Below are 17820 nucleotides of genomic sequence, written 5' to 3'. Positions count from 1 at the left end.
GATTATTAATGAAACATTAAGCGCTATGGCTAGTTCCAATAGGTAGAAGATAACTATTTTCTTGAACATAGGGCAATGGACAAAAGAGATTGTTCATTGCCTAAAAAAGTGTAGGCTAAAAGTTCAAGAACAACATGGATACTGCGGCCAGCCGCAGTAAGTAGGGTTCATACTTTACAAGATAAACGCTCGAAAATAAGTCGCTTTTAGAGTCTGAAAAATTGCATTAGTGCCTAAAACCGGTGATAAAATTAAATGAGCAAGCACTCTTTAAACTTTATTGGGGTCCTTCTGCACTTAGTTCTTCTTCACTTTCTTCGCTGTCACTCTCATAACTTGATTTAGGCGATTCCCGCCCTTCATTACTAAGGAAACTAAATAAACGGAAGAGGCCCGATCCTTGTTTCCCTGGTTGCTTCTCCCCATCTCTTCGAGTTAGTATTGGTTTTTCTTGAAATTCTTCTAAAGAGCCTTCGCAAAGTATTTCAGCTATCGCTTGTGCGTCGTCAGGCGTGTCCAACAATAAGGTTAAGTTAGATTGATTTAGTTTCCCTTTTTTTGCTAAACGCACGCAAGCGATATGAAGTCCTTGCCAATATTCAGCATTCTCAATTATTCCCTCAAAATTCGTTTGACTGTCGGGATTGCTTCGCGTGATTAACTCTGCTCGACTGAGGTATTGCAAGATTAAACCCAAAAAAACTGCATTTTCAGGATCAGCAAGAACTCGTTTCCTGTTTTTAGGTGTATTTTGTTCAGCAGCAGCTAATTGATTGTAAGCTAAAGCCAAGCCTTCAGCATATTCTGGAGCATGCGATATAAAAGTTCTGGCGTCGGTACAAAAATCGGGTGATTTTCTGGCAATTACTATCCCTCTGGCAAGGCATGGCGCATCCTCTTCGGCATTCAGGACTGCTTTCAAGTCCTCAGTATCAAGAGGAGAAGCCTCCCGGACTAACAATTCAACCGCCTCTGCTAATGATTGACCTTCCGATGGGGCTGTGAACAATTTATCCAATACAAGTCCTGTATGCATTGAATTAAGATTCAACAGGCATAGTCTGCCAGCAGCCCCTCTAATCTCTTCACTGTAATCTGTGGTATTTAAAATCGCTTCCCAATAATCTTCAATAGGCCAACCAGCCTGGGTGAAATGCTCTAATATCGCTTTAATCTCCTCGCCCTTCTCTATTGCCTCAGCCTTTTGCAAAAGCTGGCCGATGTTTGCTGAGTTTAATTGTGCTCCCAGGCATAAACCCTCAGCGATGGCCTTAATAGCCGGAAAAAGCTCATGCAAGTTAAATAGGGCTGTTAGATTTGTCTGAATCATCAGGAGCGGATCATTTGCTGCAAAAAGAGATAATATGTCCTTTAATAAGGCTATTTTTGTTGAATTGGGAGTGACATCGTGTATATCCAAACTATCCAGTTTTTCAATATTACTCTCGTCACACAAGCCATTTTTGTTTAGCAACACTAAAACATCTGTCAAAAGCTTAGGGTTTCTTCTATTCAAAACCAAGAAGAAAGCAGCCTTTTCAGACACCTTACCGTCCACCAATTGTTGGATATGGGTTAATTTATTCAACAGGGCACCCTTATGCCCTCGTTCACAAATTTCTGATAACACATCAAAAGGAAAGACTGAATCTAATAACTCAAGAAGTTGGGCCAGCATCAGTCCATGCTCTTCATCCTTCCCAGGTGGTAATGCTATGTCCGAAGTTTTCTCTCTTTCTTCTGTAATAGTGTATTGTTCTACTAATTTTAAATTGATTGCGTTCAATTTTTCTTTTTGATGAAGATACTTTAAAGCCTCGAGGCCACCCAATTTATTCGCGAGAGCACCTAAGGTTATGCTGCTTGCTGTTTCAGTCCAAGTATTTTTACCCAGTATGATCTTCGCTACTTCAAGATACTCCTCGTCGGTTAGTTGTCTGTTCTTAACTACTGCCCCAGATTTACCATTGATCTTAATATAAAAATTTTCGAGCTCTTGAATATGGGATTCCTTTTTCCAACGAAAATAGCCGGCATGAAGCCCATATTGATCTAGCGCATTTTTAACATCTTGAATTTTCATCTATAAATCCATCCCTGTTTTATTAATAAAATCGGAGTTAAGTTATCACTTAACTAAGCCAGTGGAACACAATTTATCAAAAATTTCTGTTAGCTCCCTAAAATAACTGTCATCTAAATTGTCTTCAAGGCTCCAGCACCAAGCCAGAACGGCTTGTACAAAACACCATTGGACAATGCGGCTTAAATTTAAGTTAAGCAGGGAAGCAACACCGATCATTCGTTTGTCTATGATACGCCATACTGCCTTTGATTCAAGCAATTCTGGCATAGGATTTCGGATAAAAGCTCCGGCCTCATAAGCCAGTTCACCTATTACGCCTTTTGGATCAATTGCCAACCAATCGTCGCCATTTTTCAAAATGTTATCCTGATGAAGATCACCGTGTAGCAACTGGTCTTTTTCGCTCGTTTTAAGAAGATAATCTCTGTATTCTCTGCTTTTTTGGAGATAATGGTTAGGGATTTTCCAGTTTTTATCGAGTATTGAAAGCCAGTCTCTAATATGAGGAATCGTCTTCTTTTCGGGCAGCGGGGCTTGAGCCAATTTGCTCATCAACTGGCAAGCGATCGTGATCGACTCCTCCTCTTGCCGCGGCCAATAACTTTTTAAAGAAAACCCGGGGATAGCACGCTGAAGCAGTAAAGCGCCTTCTTTTTCTGCCAAAAGCTCAACCATAGCATACTGGCTAAAAAGGTGTAATGCGTTTGCCTCCCTAGACAATGCACTCTCATCTAAACCCATTTTTAAAATAATCGGTTTTTCTCGCTGTAAACCAGAGAGCACATAATGATAAGAGAGATTAGTCAAAGGCTTAAGATCATGTAATTGCCACAGTGCGGCCAGCTCTTGAGTCTGCTTAGGAAGACTGCTAAGCCATTTTTTCCCTTTTTCACCATATACACTTAAAATATTGTGACTAAACATTTAAGCAGTTCCGATAGTTTAGATTGAGAATGAATTACTTTTACCGCTATCATAGCAATAAAACCACAAGGAGTTTTAACATGAGCAATAAAGCTGTTCTACCAGAAGACATTATTGCAGACGGCGCAGACCACACCGTTATTAATGGTACGAAAGTAAGAAAAGGAAGCGTTGCAGCCTTTATCGCCAATATTGAAATCCTACAAAATCCCAACTCCTCAACTGAAGATAAAGATAACGCGCTGCAGACAATGAAGGAACTAGCGCCCGCCATCGTAACTGTAGGGCTCCACCACCATGTCACCTTTAAGAATAAGCAGGCTGAAGCAATAATCCAACAAGCAGCTAAAAGCCAACTGGTCTAACCCGATGGCGCCATTGCGATTTTGACAAGCGATACAAAACGTGTCTTGATAAAGGATGGGTCAGAGGTAGGTTGGGATGATTAAAATCATCCTCCTCTCGGTGGGTTAAACCTATCTTTTCCATAACCCGCCGAGAACGTTGATTGCTAGCCGTAGTAAATGAAACAATTTCATCTAAGTTAAGCTGGTTAAAACCATACTCGAGAACTGCTCTCGCCCCTTCAGTTGCTAACCCCTTCCCCCAATAAGCGTGTGCTAAGCGCCAACCAATTTCAACGCAAGGAGTAAAATGGGATGAAAAGGTAGGAATGCTTAAACCAATGAACCCTATAAAATCTCCAGTTTCTTTTAATTCAGCAGCCCAAAGACCAAATTGGTGGCGTTCGAAATGGCTTGTGATTCGAGCTATCAGCGCTTCGGTTTCGCTTTCAGTTAGTGTGTTTGCAAAATATTCCATAACTCGTTTATCGGCATTCATCAAGACGAAAGCGGATTTATCCCCAGGCTGCCAAGTCCTTAAACGAATTCGGTGGCTACTGATAATTTCCATGGTGAGTAAAATGTAAATCGTTAAAATTGAATTATAACACAATAAAAATAATTGCATTTTTTGAAAAACTTTTCTGAAATAAGCTGCATCGATGAGCCATAATATTCGCTAGATAAAAATCAAATAAAATAAATCTTGCGTTCTCACCTTTTTTCTTATAAAAATCTCTTTCTTGCCGCCCTGAGCCATAAAAATTTATGGACAAAATACAAAATTATTGTACAATTTTGTGGGCCAATTCATTTTTTATTTTTGAGGATTAAACAGTTAGTGATTAATCATAAAAATAGTAGTACGCCAATTAGCGATGGTGGTTTTAGGCGTGCTTTAAAAGACCGTCATGTGCAGTTGATCGCTTTAGGCGGAATTATTGGCTCGGGCTATTTTCTAGGAACTGGCGCGGTTGTTAATGATGTAGGCCCCGCTGTTTTTATTGCCTATATATTAGGTGGCCTGATCATTTATCTAACTATGCTTTGCATGGGAGAATTAGCCGTTGCAATTCCCATTTCAGGCTCTTTTATAACCTATACTGCTGATTTCATTTCTCCAACGGTAGCGTGTGGGGTCGGCTGGTCTTATTGGATAAGTTGGGTAGCGTATATTCCCGCTGAATGCATTGCAGGCGGGATCATCATGCAGCATTTTACTGGGGTTAATGGTTATGTCTGGGCAGTGTGTTTTGGTTTATTAATTACCTATATTAACATTTCCAAAGTCGGTACATTTGGCGAAATTGAATTCTGGCTCGCAATCATAAAAATAGTCGCCTTGATGGCCTTCGTTGGACTTTCAATACTCATTTTCTTCGGCCTGATTCATGGTCCCCAACCTCCCGGTATCATTGGCGGACGCTTTATTTTTGACCAAGGAGGGTTATTCCCAAATGGCAGTATGGCCTTGTTAACCGCCATGGTTCTCCTTCTTGTTAATTATCAAGGATCCGAAATTATCGGTCTCGCTGCAGGGGAATCAATCAATCCTGCACGCATGATCCCTCGTGCAATACGCACTGTCACTTTTAGAATTCTCTTTATCTATATTATCCCTGTGTTTTGCTTAGTACTCATTTTCCCTTGGCAAAAAGCAGGTCTCGCCAACTCTGTTTTTGCGGATGCGTTAAATTTCTATGGTTTGCATTGGGCTGGCGCTGCAACAAGCTTTGTTACCCTGACAGCGACCTTATCTTGCTCCAACTCGGGAGTGTACGGCATTGTAAGATCATTGAATGCATTAGCACGTAATGGCATGGCTCCGCATAAATTGGGTAAGCTTAATCGTAATGCTGTTCCACAAAATGCAGGAATTGTGACCCTTATCTCAATTTGGGTTTTACTTGCTGCGGGCTATTTCTTTGGTCAATCCATGCTTTATATTGCTTTGCTTCTAGTCTCGGGTTTCACTGGAGCAACTGCTTGGATTTCCCTTTGCTGGGCTCAAATTAATTTCCGAAAACGCTTATACCAAGCAGGGTATACCACCGATGATTTAAGTTACAAAACACCTGGTTCACCCTACACGGGAATTGCTGCAATCATTCTTATGTCTTTATGCCTAGTATTCTTGTTACTTAACAAGGATCCTACTTATAAAATTGCCTTTTTGATGGGCTTTATCAGTTTCACAGTGCCCATTTTAATTTATAAATTGGGTGGTTTCTCTAAACGGAGAGACACCGCGATAGAAATGAATAAACAACTGCGTTTTAAGGATATATTTCCAGATCGAAAAGCGCAACAAGTTGGCTAATGCCTAACCCCGCTTCTGTCAAAATTGCCCAAATTAAACAATGTTTTAAACTGAGTAGCCCCTTACTGAGGATAAGCCGTGGTATGGGGCATTTTCAAAGTAATGGCTCAGGTTTTCCTTTTGGATTTGGAATAAATGTTCAGATTTCAAGCACAGGTTATTAAGAAAATATGGTAAAAAAAAAAAAGCGCAGTATAGCTGTCTATGTGAGTGGTTTATTGCCATGTTCTCGCAAGATGTGCCAAATATGACCGTTCCTAGATTGGAGCTGATCTATTATTTTTCAAATATCAAGAAAACTAGCAGTAGCCCTGCTTAGAACAAATCCTACAAAACCCGATATATCTTGCCTGTCTGTAAGCCTTCAACACTTTTGCTATAAGCTAAAGCCACTCGAGCAGCACTCACCGAAACAAACCCTCTGAAGTAGTCACCGTAATTATCCATGGCCTCAGTTATTACTGTTGGGCTGACACAATTGATTCGTTGCCCTTTAGGCATTTCTATAGCCGCTGCAATGACAAAAGAATTTAAAGCGCCATTAACCATCGAGGCAGAACTACCGTAACGAATTGGATCTTCACTTAATATTCCGCTGGTCAGAGTAAAAGAGCCCCCCTCTTTTAGGTACTTTCTGCCAATAAGTACTGTGTTAACTTGCCCCATAAGTTTATCTTGTAGACCCACCATATATTCTTGCTCTTGCATTTCCATGAAATCGTCAAAATGTACTTTACCTGTAGTTAATACAACACCATCAACACGATCAATTTTTTTAAACATGTCTTCGATAGAATTTTTATCGCGAATATCAACTCTTACATCACCGGAAGTAAAACCAGCTTTTATAATTTCGTGTCGAGTTTGTAACTCACTAACCACTGCTCTTCCTATAGTACCAGAAGCACCAATCACGATGATTTTCATTTTATATCCCTTGGGTGGTTGTGTATTAGGTAATAATTCAAAAAAATATACAATACATTAGATGGATTGGTAAGCTGCCTATAATGCGCCTTCAAAACTCACAGTTTACGTATTTATCTGCCAAATAAAGTTTACAAAGCTCATTCATTTCTCCTGAATAGCGCATTTCAACAAGATCTTGATCAATAACATTTCTAATTGAACTATCCTTGGGGTAGATAAATGCGAATTCATTATTGCTAAATTTAAATCCAGATACGTCTAAATTCTCCATATTCCACTCATTAATTGCTCTACTGAGGATGAGCGAATCTTCCACTACTCCAAATACCTCTTCCTTCTTCAAAGCGTCTAAAGCACTCTTAAGATCAGGTTTAGCAACCGGGATAGCGAGAACTCTATTGATGAATTTGACATAAGCTTCGCCTTTAATATAAGCCAATTTCTTCCCCGCAAGATCGTGGACACTGCGAACTGGATCATTTGCGCTGATTATTTTCGCAGTGAGGTAGGCTGTATAAGTAGACGAAATGATCAAAGTAAAAATAATCACAACAATAAACCAGAGCATTAATGCCGCTCGAGCCGCGACACTTTTGGGTGTATAAAACAACCCCCCACCTAAAAAATGGGTAATGAATACCCAAAGAGAAAAGAAAAATCCCTTTAAATAACTTTCGGGGATCTCTGGGTTTTTTGATCGCTCAACAATCCAAATAACATTTGAGATGATTAAGATGCCAATCAATATTGCCATCAAAATAGCAAATGGAATTGTTTTAAGGACATTGTAGAAAGCGTCAGTGAGGGAGGCGGAGTGTGTATTAAAACCAAGCTTTATTTCACTTAAAAAAAAGGGTCTACCGTAATTAATTCGTTTGATGCGTTCATTAGTCACGATAGTCGGACCAATAAGAATGTCATATCTCTTTGCTACCACATCGTTGATAGCAGCTTCAATATCCTGATCTAATACAACAAAGTTATAGTTCCAATGCTGTTTTTCCGCGACCGCTCTAAAAATATCAACAACCAGGCCAGTTAATAAATTATTTTGATAAATTACAAAGGGAGGTTTATTAATTACTCCAACTTGAATTGGATGCTCTGGGCTTCCCAGTGGGGCTTTAGGAACAGTTTCTGAAAAAGCTGTAGTATAACCACAGGTTAATAGAATTATGCAAACTATGATCCCCTGTATGAATCGATATGCTTTGCTCATCGCTAAGCTTCTTCTTGCCGCTATTTTTTTTAAGTCTAGCAGTTGAGCACAAATTGCACATCCTGGAATCTTCTTCTAGTCATCTTTTAATGCAACTTTTGTCCGTTTGGCACTTTAAATTCGGTTGACACTAGGCAGATTGCCCCAGTTTCATCTGCAAACCCAACAAGAAGAAACTGCGATTTAAATCCAGCGATATTCTTTTCACCCAAATTGACACAACCAACCACTGTGCGACCCAATAGTGACTCGGGAGTATAATGTACTGTAACTTGAGCTGAAGTCTGTAAGATCCCGAATTCGGGGCCAAAATCTACCCAGACTTTATAGGCAGGTTTTTTTGCTTTTGGAAAAGGTTCTACTTTCACCACTGTACCAGAACGTAAATCAACACGGGCAAAATCATCATAACTAAGCAATCCTCATTGAATCTCTATTTCTTATTTCTAAACGATTTCTTCTGGCTGTGTACTAAACTCAGGAACCAAATTTTTTAATAAGATATAAAGCTCTTTATCGTTATGTAAGGTGCAGGCAATGTTTAACAAACGCATCGCTTGAATTAACTCACTCCACTCTAACTGGCGAAATTTTGCTTTAAATAACTTTTCATGTTCAGTGGGTGCTAACTCTTCAGAGATGTGAAAAAGTTCTTCATAGAGCTTCTCACCAGGCCTTAAGCCTGTGTACTCTATGCCAATGTCTTTACCCGGTTCCTTACCAGCCAATCGAATCATCTGCTCAGCAAGATATCGGATTTTAATCGGTTCCCCCATATCCAAAACGAAAATTTCCCCGCCCTGCCCATTCACCATAGCTTGTAAGATTAGCTGTGAAGCCTCCGGTATCGTCATAAAATAGCGCTGGATATCCGGATGAGTGACAGTAAGCGGTCCCCCAGCTTGTAGTTGTTTTTTGAATAATGGGACTACTGAACCCGCTGAACCAAGCACATTACCAAAACGGACTGTAATAAATTGAGTTTCTGTCAATCTATTTAAATTTTGGCAATAAATTTCTGCCACACGCTTGGTAGTTCCCATTACATTGGTTGGGTTAACTGCTTTGTCGGTCGAAATGAGAATGAATTTTTCCACACCCTCAGCCACACTTGCTTCAGCAATAATTTGAGTCCCTAGCACATTATTTTGTACAGCTGCTCGAATTTGCTCCTCAAGCATAGGCACATGCTTATAGGCGGCAGCATGGAATACAATTTGCGGCTTAAACCGATTAAAAACATAATCAACAGCAACTTTATCAGTGACCGAAATCAATTGTAGCTCAAGCGGTATTTGAGGAAATTTGCTGCGTAGCTCACCTTCTATTTTATAGAGGTTGAATTCAGAATTATCGATGACTAACAATGTGCTAGGATTTAAAGTCATAATTTGACGGCAAAGCTCCGAACCGATTGACCCCCCACCGCCAGTAACAATCACCCGCCTACCTTTGATATTGGCGGCAATTTTATCCCATTGCAATTGAACTTGATCCCGCCCCAATAGATCTTCAATATTTACATCTCGAAGAGCATTGACTTCAACGCGTCCAGCTGCTAATGCTGAGAGACTGGGCAAAGTTCTAAAGGGTACATTACAAGCTTCACAATGGTCGACAATTCGACGCATCAACGCGGAACGTGCGGAGGGTATAGCTATAAAAATTAAATTGACACGATATTGAATAACAAGCTCCCTTAAATCCCTAATTTGTCCTAGAACCCTCACGCCGTGAACTTCTAACCCTCTTTTATTAATATTGTCATCGACTAATCCCACAGGGAGATAGGATTGAGTCCGCTTTAAATCACGAACTAGACTTTCGCCTGCTCGGCCAGCCCCAATGATTAACACCCTCTTTATATCATTTGATTCCCCTCGCTTATCGCGATACTCCCAAAGCGAGCGACGTATTAACCGAGCACTACACAGCAGTACTATAACCATCATCGCGTATAAAAGAGGGACTGAGCGGGGTATGTGGTGTAATATGGTTGTTAAATAAAGCGCTGGAATGGTGAGCACCGTGGCACAAAGAGTCGCTTTAATTATCCGTGCTACATCGTTTAAGGATGAGAAACGCCAGAGCCCCCTGTACACTTTGAAGTAACAGTAGCATACAATCTGCACTACCGCTAAGATTCCCAATGCAGATAACGAATAGGCTGTTGCGAGGCCGCTTGGAAATGGTTGCATGTTAAAGCGTAACCAATAAGCGCAATACCAAGCAAGAGGAATTGCGAGGATATCGAACGCAATAACGGCAATCTTTTTGTTAAATTTAAAAGAAAAATGAGCATTCTGCATAATTTATATTCGAACCTCTAAATCCAGGCGTTCCATGAAAGCCTGTTCGATGGGTGTATATACTACTACAGCTTTAATTTGTTAGGGTATAAATTTCATAACGATAAGGATGCGGCTCTGAATTTATCTCAAAAATGGTACGAAATTGGTAAACACTGCTTTGTTTAAGTTTATTATGTAAGCAAAAGTCTGTCGGTGTATAAGTTGCTTTCCCTTTCCCCTCTACCAACGAGGTAAGAATAAGTACTTGGGGTTTTGTTATAAAAATAACGTTGCATAATCGCTCGTACATCTTATCCATTGGTGGCACAGTCATGGATTTATTATTCAAGCAATAAGAATCGATAAAGCGCAACGGACTTAAGTAAGGAATTTGCCCACTATCGGCTAATACCACCTGGCTATTAGGAGAAATATTATTTTCCAACCAATTGAGCACTTGGGCACGAAGCCGAATTCCTGCTTGCGGATTGAGTGTGAAATGACGGTAATTTGGCAAATTTAAAATAGGAATAAAGAAAAAAGCGATCCAGACTGCGCTAATTGACAAGCTTATATGAAAGACACTGTTTTTTTCAGGAAAAATCCAAGCCCAAATAATGCTCGTCCCTAAAAATGCTAGGGGTAAAAGCAAGGCAAAAACCGGGAGAAATAAACGATTTTCAAAAGCAGAAACCGGATCGGCATCGATTAATAAAATGAAGTAAAGTAAATTGGGTAACCAAAAAAAGTAATGGCGTTTGTCTTTTGCCTTAACAATAGCGGGTAAAGACAGAATGAAAAAAGGCAAAGCTAGCCACAAATATTTTTTATCCATTACAGCAAAAAAATTCATAAAACTTTTGCAGTAAACTGGATTAGGAAATAGTTGGCCGTAATAAGTCCATCGCCAAATAAAATAAGGTGCAAAAATGGCTATACAAACAAAGCAACCAACTGCTAACCCTTTGTAATAATCTTTTTGCCTGTCCTGCGGCCTATCGTATAAAGCTAACACACAAAAAAGTAACATCAACGCTGGTGCTTCAGGTCTAGTTAGTCCTGCAAGGGCCAGCAAAAATCCAGCTAGGGCAAAAAAAAGCAAATTGGAATTGCTTCTTGATTGGGGATGGAAGCGATACCCCATACCCTTTAATAAAAATAACAATGAAAAACAAATTAATGCTTGATAAATAGTAGTCTCTAAGCCGCTTACAGACCAAATTATTTCGCCTCTGTATAGAAGCAGCCAAAAGCATGGTATAAGCGCTAGCCGAGTAGTAAACCAAAGTCGAGAGAGATAATATATGGCAACGGTACTAAGAAAAAGCCCCGCCACACCCATTGCTTTGAGTACAATAACCGGATCAAATCCAAAGCGAATGGCAAGAGCTGCTAAGGCCACAAAACTGAAATTTGAATAGCCTTCTACGGGTTCTTCACCAACATTCCATACTATTCCATAACCTGCCACCCAATTTTTAGCATAGCGCAGGCTAATATACATATCGTCAATCGTAAATGGCCATATCGCAACAACTTGCAGAATCAAGAGATAAATGAAGATTAGAAATAATAATCCAATCAGTAACCCTTTTTTATTATTCATTTAAACAGGGCAACAAAAGTTAAAATTAAAAAACAGAGCAGATTAAATCGCGACAAATTATCACTTACAAATAAGGATACTGGATCATCATTATCACCCCCGCGCAAGGTTAGCCAAGCAAAACGCCACAACCCGATAGCTGCGAAAGGCAAAGTTAGCAAGAAGTAAAAAGACTCTTCGTGGGCATAAACGGTATAAAGAAGATAAGTGATGAAACAACATACTGCAGCAGTAGTTATCATGATATCTAGCGAGCGAAAAGAATATTTTTCAAGCACGGATCTTGTTGTGTATTTTTGGCACAATTGTTTTTCTAAGCGGCGCTTGCATAATGCAATGAAAAGACTGACTAAAGTCGCTGTGATAGTCAACCACCAAGAAATAGGTAGGCCTATGCCAACGGTTCCTGCCAAAACGCGAAGCATAAAACCACTCGCAATACACAGTACATCAACCACAGGTAAGCTCTTGAGTAAATGGTTATATGCGAGATTAATAAGCAAATAAAGTCCTAAAAGAGCCGCAAGAGCGGTTGAGATTAGCCAAGCTAGAATTAAGCCCCCCAACAGCAAGACAGCTAACATAATAAGAGCAAAATCGAGGGAAACTTCCTCAGAAGCAAGAGGTCTTTTGCGTTTATGGGGGTGCAACCTATCTTCTTCCCTATCCTGTATATCGTTATAGATATAAACAGCACTGGCAATCAGGCAAAATGAAAAAGCAGCTAATAGCGCATCAGGTAGAAAAGCAAGCGAACGAGAATACAAAACCCCAAGGAGAACAAAAGCAGCTTTAGACCAATGAGATAATCTTAGTAATAATAAAAATTGTTTTATTGAGGTCATACTCGCGCCCAAGCAGCAACTTCGAAATTTCTAACTATATCATCAGTTTTTCAATAGGTTAATTAACTTTTGGAATTTCTCTCTGTACCTGACAAAAACTGTCATGCTCGCGCACGGAGGCAACTATTTTGCGTAGGGCACCGAAGTAAATTGATATAACAATATTTTACCAAAACACTTAGTTTAGTGTGAGATTCACTCTGATGTTTATGAAGCTATAACCAGAGAGAAGCAAATCGACAAGGGAAAATAAACCTGATTTAGCAAAACAAATCCCCATTGGCTTGACTTAAGCAGTGGATTACTAGGATGGATGGATAGTTGCCCGCGTGCGTGGCGTGCATGACCGATTTTTGCCATGTACTGAGTGAATTTTCCAGCGAAGTTGAGTGTATCAGCCTAACCGATGAATTTTTTCAAATCGAGGTTGAATCAAACGATTCTATCTATGGGTAAAAATTTTAATCAACTCAGATTGCATTTAATCATTAAATCCGTAATATAGGAAATTAGGACGATATTTTAACAATGGATGTGAGGTGCCGTCATGCCAAAATTTGTATTACCTGAACACTTTCTTGTTAAACTTCTTAATCTGCGATCCAATTTCCAAGAAAGAGAACAAATAAATCTCGAAGAAGCTTCACAACCTTATGCCATTAGCCGTTTCTTCGGCGCTACTGACGTTCACGCTCGGAAACAACAAATTTATTTTATTGAAAAGATGCTAATTGCTTTGGCAAAAGACCTTTTCCCTTCTCCGGATAATGGATTTGATCGGCAGAAACATTTAACTGCTTTACAAGTTCTCGTTGTTGTTTGTTTTTTTATAAAATCCAGAATTAATAAAAACTATCTTTCCTCCTCAAGTTCTTCAACTTTGGCTCAACTAATTAATGAAGCAATGAGCCTGGATATTAACCCCATGGATCCCGCAACCCAGGCATGTTGTCTATTGGCAACAGAGCGTTTTACCGCATCCGAACACTGTTTCGAATCATTAAATTCATATCTAAAAAAACAAATTTCTGTCCATGAATGGCATGAATTTACTAATTTTGTTTCTGATGAATGCAAATTACTGAATAAGGAATTTACAAATAATTACCCCATTACGTCTATCATGATGCCTTTAGTAGCAAAACCTTGTGAAACTGCTGGCTATGCACTAGGATGGGTTTTTGGTAACTGGCTTGGCAAATCAGCAGCACTCCTTTCTACTCACACGGCTATAACCGTTACCCTCGGCAGTGGGCTAATTTTGCTTTTGGGCCCCTCAGCGACCCTTGGGGCCCTGCTTATCACACCAACCCTAGCTGGACAAATTCTTGAGACTTATTGTGGCATTTCACTGGCCTTTATTATGGGTAAATCCATGAACTTAGTCGGGAATAGCGTTGGTTTCACTGTGGGTATGTCTTTGGATCTCAGTATGCAACTGTTATGGAAAATCTGCTCTGTCATTGCTAATCATTTTCAAGATCAATCGCCTTATTCGAAATTAACCGGAATCGACTTAACGGATGGGATTGCTGTTATAAGTGGTATCCCCCTTGAATTTGGTCATGTAGAACTGTCAGAAAAACAAAAGGAACTCCAATCCATTCCCGTTGTTGTTGCTCTAGACAATAATGAATTATTAGTTCGTTTTGCAGGGACCACTAAGCGCATTCCACTTTCATCTGATATTTGCGAGACATTAAATGATCTAAAAAAATTAGAAATGCAGAAATTACCTTATGAATTGACAAGAAAAACTGAGACAGAAACATATTCACTGGGTTAATTTTGGGGTTTTCCTAATATATCTTAACCTCGATGTGGGCGTTAAACATCTGGAACGATTTTTTTGTTGATAGGATGGTGAATCAAAAATCAGCATAAATAGATATGGGTGGGTTATCCGATAATTGACTAGATAGGATTGGAGCTGTCGATAAATAAATGATCAATCCCAAATTTGTAAGCTAGATGATTACCTAATGCTTGAATGCCATATCGTTCAGTCGCATGATGGCCACAGGCAAAATAATGAACGCCTAATTCTTTTGCCTGATAATAAGTTCGTTCGGATACTTCACCACTCAGATATGCATCGACTCCAAGTGCGTGGGCGTCTTCTATAAAATCCTGGGCCGCACCGCTACACCAAGCCAAATGCCGAATTGTTTTTTTACCACCTGGAATGTAAAGGGGTTTTCTTTGTAACTTATCTTGAATTAGATTTTGAAATTCATCTGCAGTCAAAGGATTTTCTAATGCCCCTGACCACAACAAATTAGCTGTTTTACCGACCTTGTGCATTTTAATCGATTTAATATTGAATAATGTGGCGAGGCAAGCGTTATTGCCAAACTCGGGGTGACAATCAAGGGGTAGGTGATATGCAAATAATGTCATGCCGTGGTTAATTAGTTTGCCTATGCGTTCTCGTTTCATCCCCCTTATGACAGGCGTTTCTCCTCGCCAAAAATAACCATGATGAACCAGCAAAGCTTCAGCCCGGAACGAGATGGCTTTCTCAATAGCGTCTAGTGAAGCAGTTACAGCTGTACAAATTCGGTGAATTTGGCCTGTACCTTCAACTTGTATACCATTAGGCGCATAATCATCAAAGGCAGCGCAGGCCAATAACTCGTGTAAATATGAGGTTAATTCATCGCGTGTGATCACCGTGCCGAAGCCCTCTTAATGTCAGCCCCTAACATTGAGAGTTTTTCTTCAATCCGCTCATAACCACGATCAACATGATACACACGCTCAACTACTGTCTCTCCTTCAGCTGCAAGACCAGCTAAAATTAAACTTGCTGAAGCGCGTAAATCAGTTGCCATAACCGGAGCCCCAGTTAATTTCTCAACACCAGTGACCATGGCTGTATTACCATTTAAATGAATTTGAGCCCCCATGCGCTGCAACTCTTGAACATGCATGAAACGATTCTCAAAGATATTTTCAATCACAGAAGAAGTACCGTCAGCAATTGCATTGAGTGCCATGAACTGCGCCTGCATGTCTGTTGGAAATGCTGGATAAGGTGCTGTGGATATATTGACAGCTTGCGGACGCATCCCATGCATATTTAAAGTAACCCAATCTTCACCTATCGCCAACTCAGCACCCGCTTCTTCAAATTTGCAGAGCATAGACAATAAATTGTCAGGTTTTACGCGCCGTACGGTCACTTTACCACGGGTTATAGCCCCTGCTGTGAGATAAGTGCCTGCCTCTATGCGATCCGGCATCACCGAATAACTTCCACCCGCTAATGCTTCAACACCAGTTACCTCAATGGTAGGTGTCCCCGCACCCGAAATTTTAGCACCCATTTGGATTAAAAAATTTGCCAGATCGACGACCTCAGGCTCACGAGCCGCATTCTTAATAATTGTCTTTCCCTCTGCAAGTACTGCAGCCATCAACACGTTTTCAGTCCCTGTTACTGTGACCGTATCGAAAACTAAAGGTTTGCCTTGCAACCGCCCTTTTTTGCAACGCGCTTTAATGTAGCCGTTTTTTACAGTAATCTCCGCACCCATGTTTTTCAAAGCCTTAAGATGCAAATCGACAGGGCGTGTACCTATTGCGCAGCCGCCAGGCAAAGAAACATCAGCTTGACCAAATCGAGTGAGTAAAGGACCAAGAACCAAAATGGATGCACGCATGGTTTTAACCAATTCATACGGAGCCAAATACTCATTAATGTGGGAGGCGTCCACTTGAACATTCATTTTTTCATCAACAGTCAGTTGTGCACCTAATTGCCCAAGAAGCTCCATCATCGTGGTAACATCTCGAAGATGTGGGACATTAGCGATAGTCACATTATCTGTAGCAAGAATTGTGGCTGCCATAATTGGTAAAGCTGAATTTTTCGCACCTGAGATGGTAACCTCTCCGCTCAGCATCTTGCCACCGCTTATAATTAACTTATCCATGATTTTTCTCCCACTCTTCTTTTGTCAAAGTTTGCATACTTACTGCATGCAAACTTCCGCTTGTAATATAATCCCTTAACTTTGCATAAACCCATTGTTGTCTTGCAACTTTAGATTTCCCTTGAAACGCGTTTGAAACGACAGTGAGCTGATAGTGATAGCCATCCCCATCAACCTTAACAAAATCGATTTCTCCTGTTTCAACAAGACAACGTTCTAACTCTTCATTACTAATCATATTACTGCCTTAGCATATTTGCATACTCTAACATCTTCGCTTGTAATAGATCAGCCCAGATACTGCCATTTTGCCATGATTTCTTGCAATCCACACCAAAACCTGACCGCTTGTACAAAATCCAACATGGGGAATCTGAACTATTACCATGGCTTTCGACATCTTGTTTCAAAAATGAGCTGCTTAATCAGCTGAAATTTCTAACATTGCGTCTACGCCACAAAATTCCGCTAAAGCTTGAACGGCTTTAGGCATTCCATCAATTTTGCAAGTTTTATTTTGCGCTTTGCAGAGTCGTCTTGCTTCGATTAACAAAGCAAGACCTGCGCTATCGCAATGGAGAACTTCGCTTAAATCGAGATGCAACACAGCTTCTTTACTCTCATGACAAAACTTAAACAAACGCCGGCAGTCGTCTTGTACTGTTGCAAAAGTCATTTCAGGAGAAGGTTTGAAAGATTGTGGTTGCACGTTAAGCTGCCTTTTTACTTTGTTGCTGCATTTGTTTGACTAGGTCTTGCATGCTTGAATTTTGCAAGGCTTCAGCAAACTGTGAACGGAAACTTTGTAGAAGGCTCACCCCTTCAACACTTAAATCATAAATCTTCCATTTGCCATTTTTGGAGATGAGACTATAGCTTAAAGGAATATTCTTACCGTTAGACCGAACAATAATACTATTCACACGGATGAATCGGCTTTCCAGAGAACCTCTGATGGGAAGGAACTTGATCGTTTCATCTGTGTATTCGGCTAAAGGTGTTGCGTAAGTCCGAATCACTAACTGGGTAAATGCCTTAGAAAATTGTTCTTTATCTCCGGTAGAAGCTTGCATCCAAGCCTTACGGCCAAGCACTGAGCGCGACATGCCGCTTACATCAACATTGGGTAGTAAATACCGTTCGACAGCCTGATAGATAACATGCGTATTATTTTTTAAATTTGTTTTATTTTGCTTCAAAGCAGCAATAATTTGGTTTGCCGTGCTTTCAAGCATTGGAATCGGAGATGAAGCCGCCCATACTAACGATGTAAATGACAATGTAACTAACAACAAAATTGATCTTATTCCCTTCATA

The 17820-nt window shown here is 40.2% G+C and carries 17 protein-coding genes; 3 read left to right on the top strand and 14 right to left on the bottom strand.

Features of this window, described 5'->3' with window-relative positions:
- Positions 1-277: 277 nt before the first annotated feature.
- Positions 278-2083 (bottom strand): hypothetical protein, encoded by a 1806-nt coding sequence (locus tag LMI_RS05845; RefSeq protein WP_045098960.1) that lies wholly within the window; start codon positions 2081-2083, stop codon positions 278-280.
- A 45-nt stretch (positions 2084-2128) separates the two neighbouring features.
- The gene (locus LMI_RS05840) at positions 2129-3010 is read right to left on the bottom strand and encodes an aminoglycoside phosphotransferase family protein (protein WP_045098959.1); all 882 of its coding nucleotides are present in this window, start codon (positions 3008-3010) and stop codon (positions 2129-2131) included.
- Between the two features lie 80 nt (positions 3011-3090).
- Between LMI_RS05840 and LMI_RS05835 the strand changes: the two genes are divergently transcribed.
- Positions 3091-3375 (top strand): hypothetical protein, encoded by a 285-nt coding sequence (locus LMI_RS05835; protein WP_045098958.1) that lies wholly within the window; start codon positions 3091-3093, stop codon positions 3373-3375.
- Here the strand turns inward: LMI_RS05835 and LMI_RS05830 are convergent.
- Complete coding sequence (locus LMI_RS05830; RefSeq protein ID WP_231852245.1) at positions 3356-3982, bottom strand: GNAT family N-acetyltransferase; 627 nt, start codon at positions 3980-3982, stop codon at positions 3356-3358. The two genes, LMI_RS05835 and LMI_RS05830, sit on opposite strands and share 20 nt — an antisense overlap.
- A 213-nt stretch (positions 3983-4195) precedes the next feature.
- Between LMI_RS05830 and LMI_RS05825 the strand changes: the two genes are divergently transcribed.
- Complete coding sequence (locus tag LMI_RS05825; RefSeq protein ID WP_231852244.1) at positions 4196-5674, top strand: amino acid permease; 1479 nt, start codon at positions 4196-4198, stop codon at positions 5672-5674.
- Between the two features lie 327 nt (positions 5675-6001).
- Here the strand turns inward: LMI_RS05825 and LMI_RS05820 are convergent, their stop codons facing one another.
- The 6 genes from LMI_RS05820 to LMI_RS05795 all read right to left on the bottom strand — a co-directional run bounded on the left by LMI_RS05820 (position 6002) and on the right by LMI_RS05795 (position 12565).
- Positions 6002-6601, bottom strand: coding sequence for a short chain dehydrogenase (locus LMI_RS05820; protein ID WP_045098957.1), 600 nt, complete (start codon positions 6599-6601; stop codon positions 6002-6004).
- A gap of 91 nt (positions 6602-6692) precedes the next feature.
- Positions 6693-7823, bottom strand: coding sequence for a transporter substrate-binding domain-containing protein (locus LMI_RS05815; RefSeq protein WP_045098956.1), 1131 nt, complete (start codon positions 7821-7823; stop codon positions 6693-6695).
- 86 nt (positions 7824-7909) lie between these two features.
- Positions 7910-8242, bottom strand: coding sequence for a tRNA-binding protein (locus tag LMI_RS05810; protein WP_045098955.1), 333 nt, complete (start codon positions 8240-8242; stop codon positions 7910-7912).
- Between the two features lie 27 nt (positions 8243-8269).
- A complete protein-coding gene (locus tag LMI_RS05805) occupies positions 8270-10132 on the bottom strand; it encodes a polysaccharide biosynthesis protein (protein WP_045098954.1) in 1863 nt (620 codons plus the stop codon).
- 73 nt (positions 10133-10205) lie between these two features.
- A complete protein-coding gene (locus LMI_RS05800) occupies positions 10206-11720 on the bottom strand; it encodes a DUF8728 domain-containing protein (protein ID WP_045098953.1) in 1515 nt (504 codons plus the stop codon).
- The gene (locus LMI_RS05795) at positions 11717-12565 is read right to left on the bottom strand and encodes a decaprenyl-phosphate phosphoribosyltransferase (RefSeq protein WP_045098952.1); all 849 of its coding nucleotides are present in this window, start codon (positions 12563-12565) and stop codon (positions 11717-11719) included. Before LMI_RS05795 ends, LMI_RS05800 begins: the two co-directional genes overlap by 4 nt.
- A 547-nt stretch (positions 12566-13112) precedes the next feature.
- Between LMI_RS05795 and LMI_RS05790 the strand changes: the two genes are divergently transcribed.
- Entirely contained in the window at positions 13113-14351 is a 1239-nt protein-coding gene (locus tag LMI_RS05790) for a hypothetical protein (protein ID WP_045098951.1), read from the top strand.
- Positions 14352-14479: 128 nt separating this feature from the next.
- Here LMI_RS05790 and LMI_RS05785 read toward each other — a convergent pair whose 3' ends face one another.
- The 5 genes from LMI_RS05785 to LMI_RS05765 all read right to left on the bottom strand — a co-directional run bounded on the left by LMI_RS05785 (position 14480) and on the right by LMI_RS05765 (position 17819).
- Positions 14480-15238, bottom strand: coding sequence for a Nif3-like dinuclear metal center hexameric protein (locus LMI_RS05785; RefSeq protein ID WP_045098950.1), 759 nt, complete (start codon positions 15236-15238; stop codon positions 14480-14482).
- Positions 15235-16503, bottom strand: coding sequence for a UDP-N-acetylglucosamine 1-carboxyvinyltransferase (gene murA / locus LMI_RS05780; protein ID WP_045098949.1), 1269 nt, complete (start codon positions 16501-16503; stop codon positions 15235-15237). The genes LMI_RS05785 and murA overlap by 4 nt, the downstream gene beginning before the upstream one ends.
- On the bottom strand, positions 16496-16741 hold the full coding sequence (locus LMI_RS05775) for a BolA family protein (protein ID WP_045098948.1): 246 nt from the start codon (positions 16739-16741) through the stop codon (positions 16496-16498). The genes murA and LMI_RS05775 overlap by 8 nt, the downstream gene beginning before the upstream one ends.
- Before the next feature lie 183 nt (positions 16742-16924).
- Entirely contained in the window at positions 16925-17212 is a 288-nt protein-coding gene (locus LMI_RS05770) for an STAS domain-containing protein (protein ID WP_074454205.1), read from the bottom strand.
- A gap of 1 nt (position 17213) precedes the next feature.
- Positions 17214-17819, bottom strand: coding sequence for an MlaC/ttg2D family ABC transporter substrate-binding protein (locus LMI_RS05765; RefSeq protein WP_045098947.1), 606 nt, complete (start codon positions 17817-17819; stop codon positions 17214-17216).
- Position 17820: the final 1 nt, after the last annotated feature.

This window comes from Legionella micdadei, from assembly GCF_000953635.1.
In the GTDB taxonomy this organism is placed as follows: Bacteria; Pseudomonadota; Gammaproteobacteria; order Legionellales; family Legionellaceae; genus Tatlockia; species Tatlockia micdadei.
Note: the sequence above shows the minus strand (reverse complement) of the source record. Positions and strands in the feature narration are given on the sequence as shown.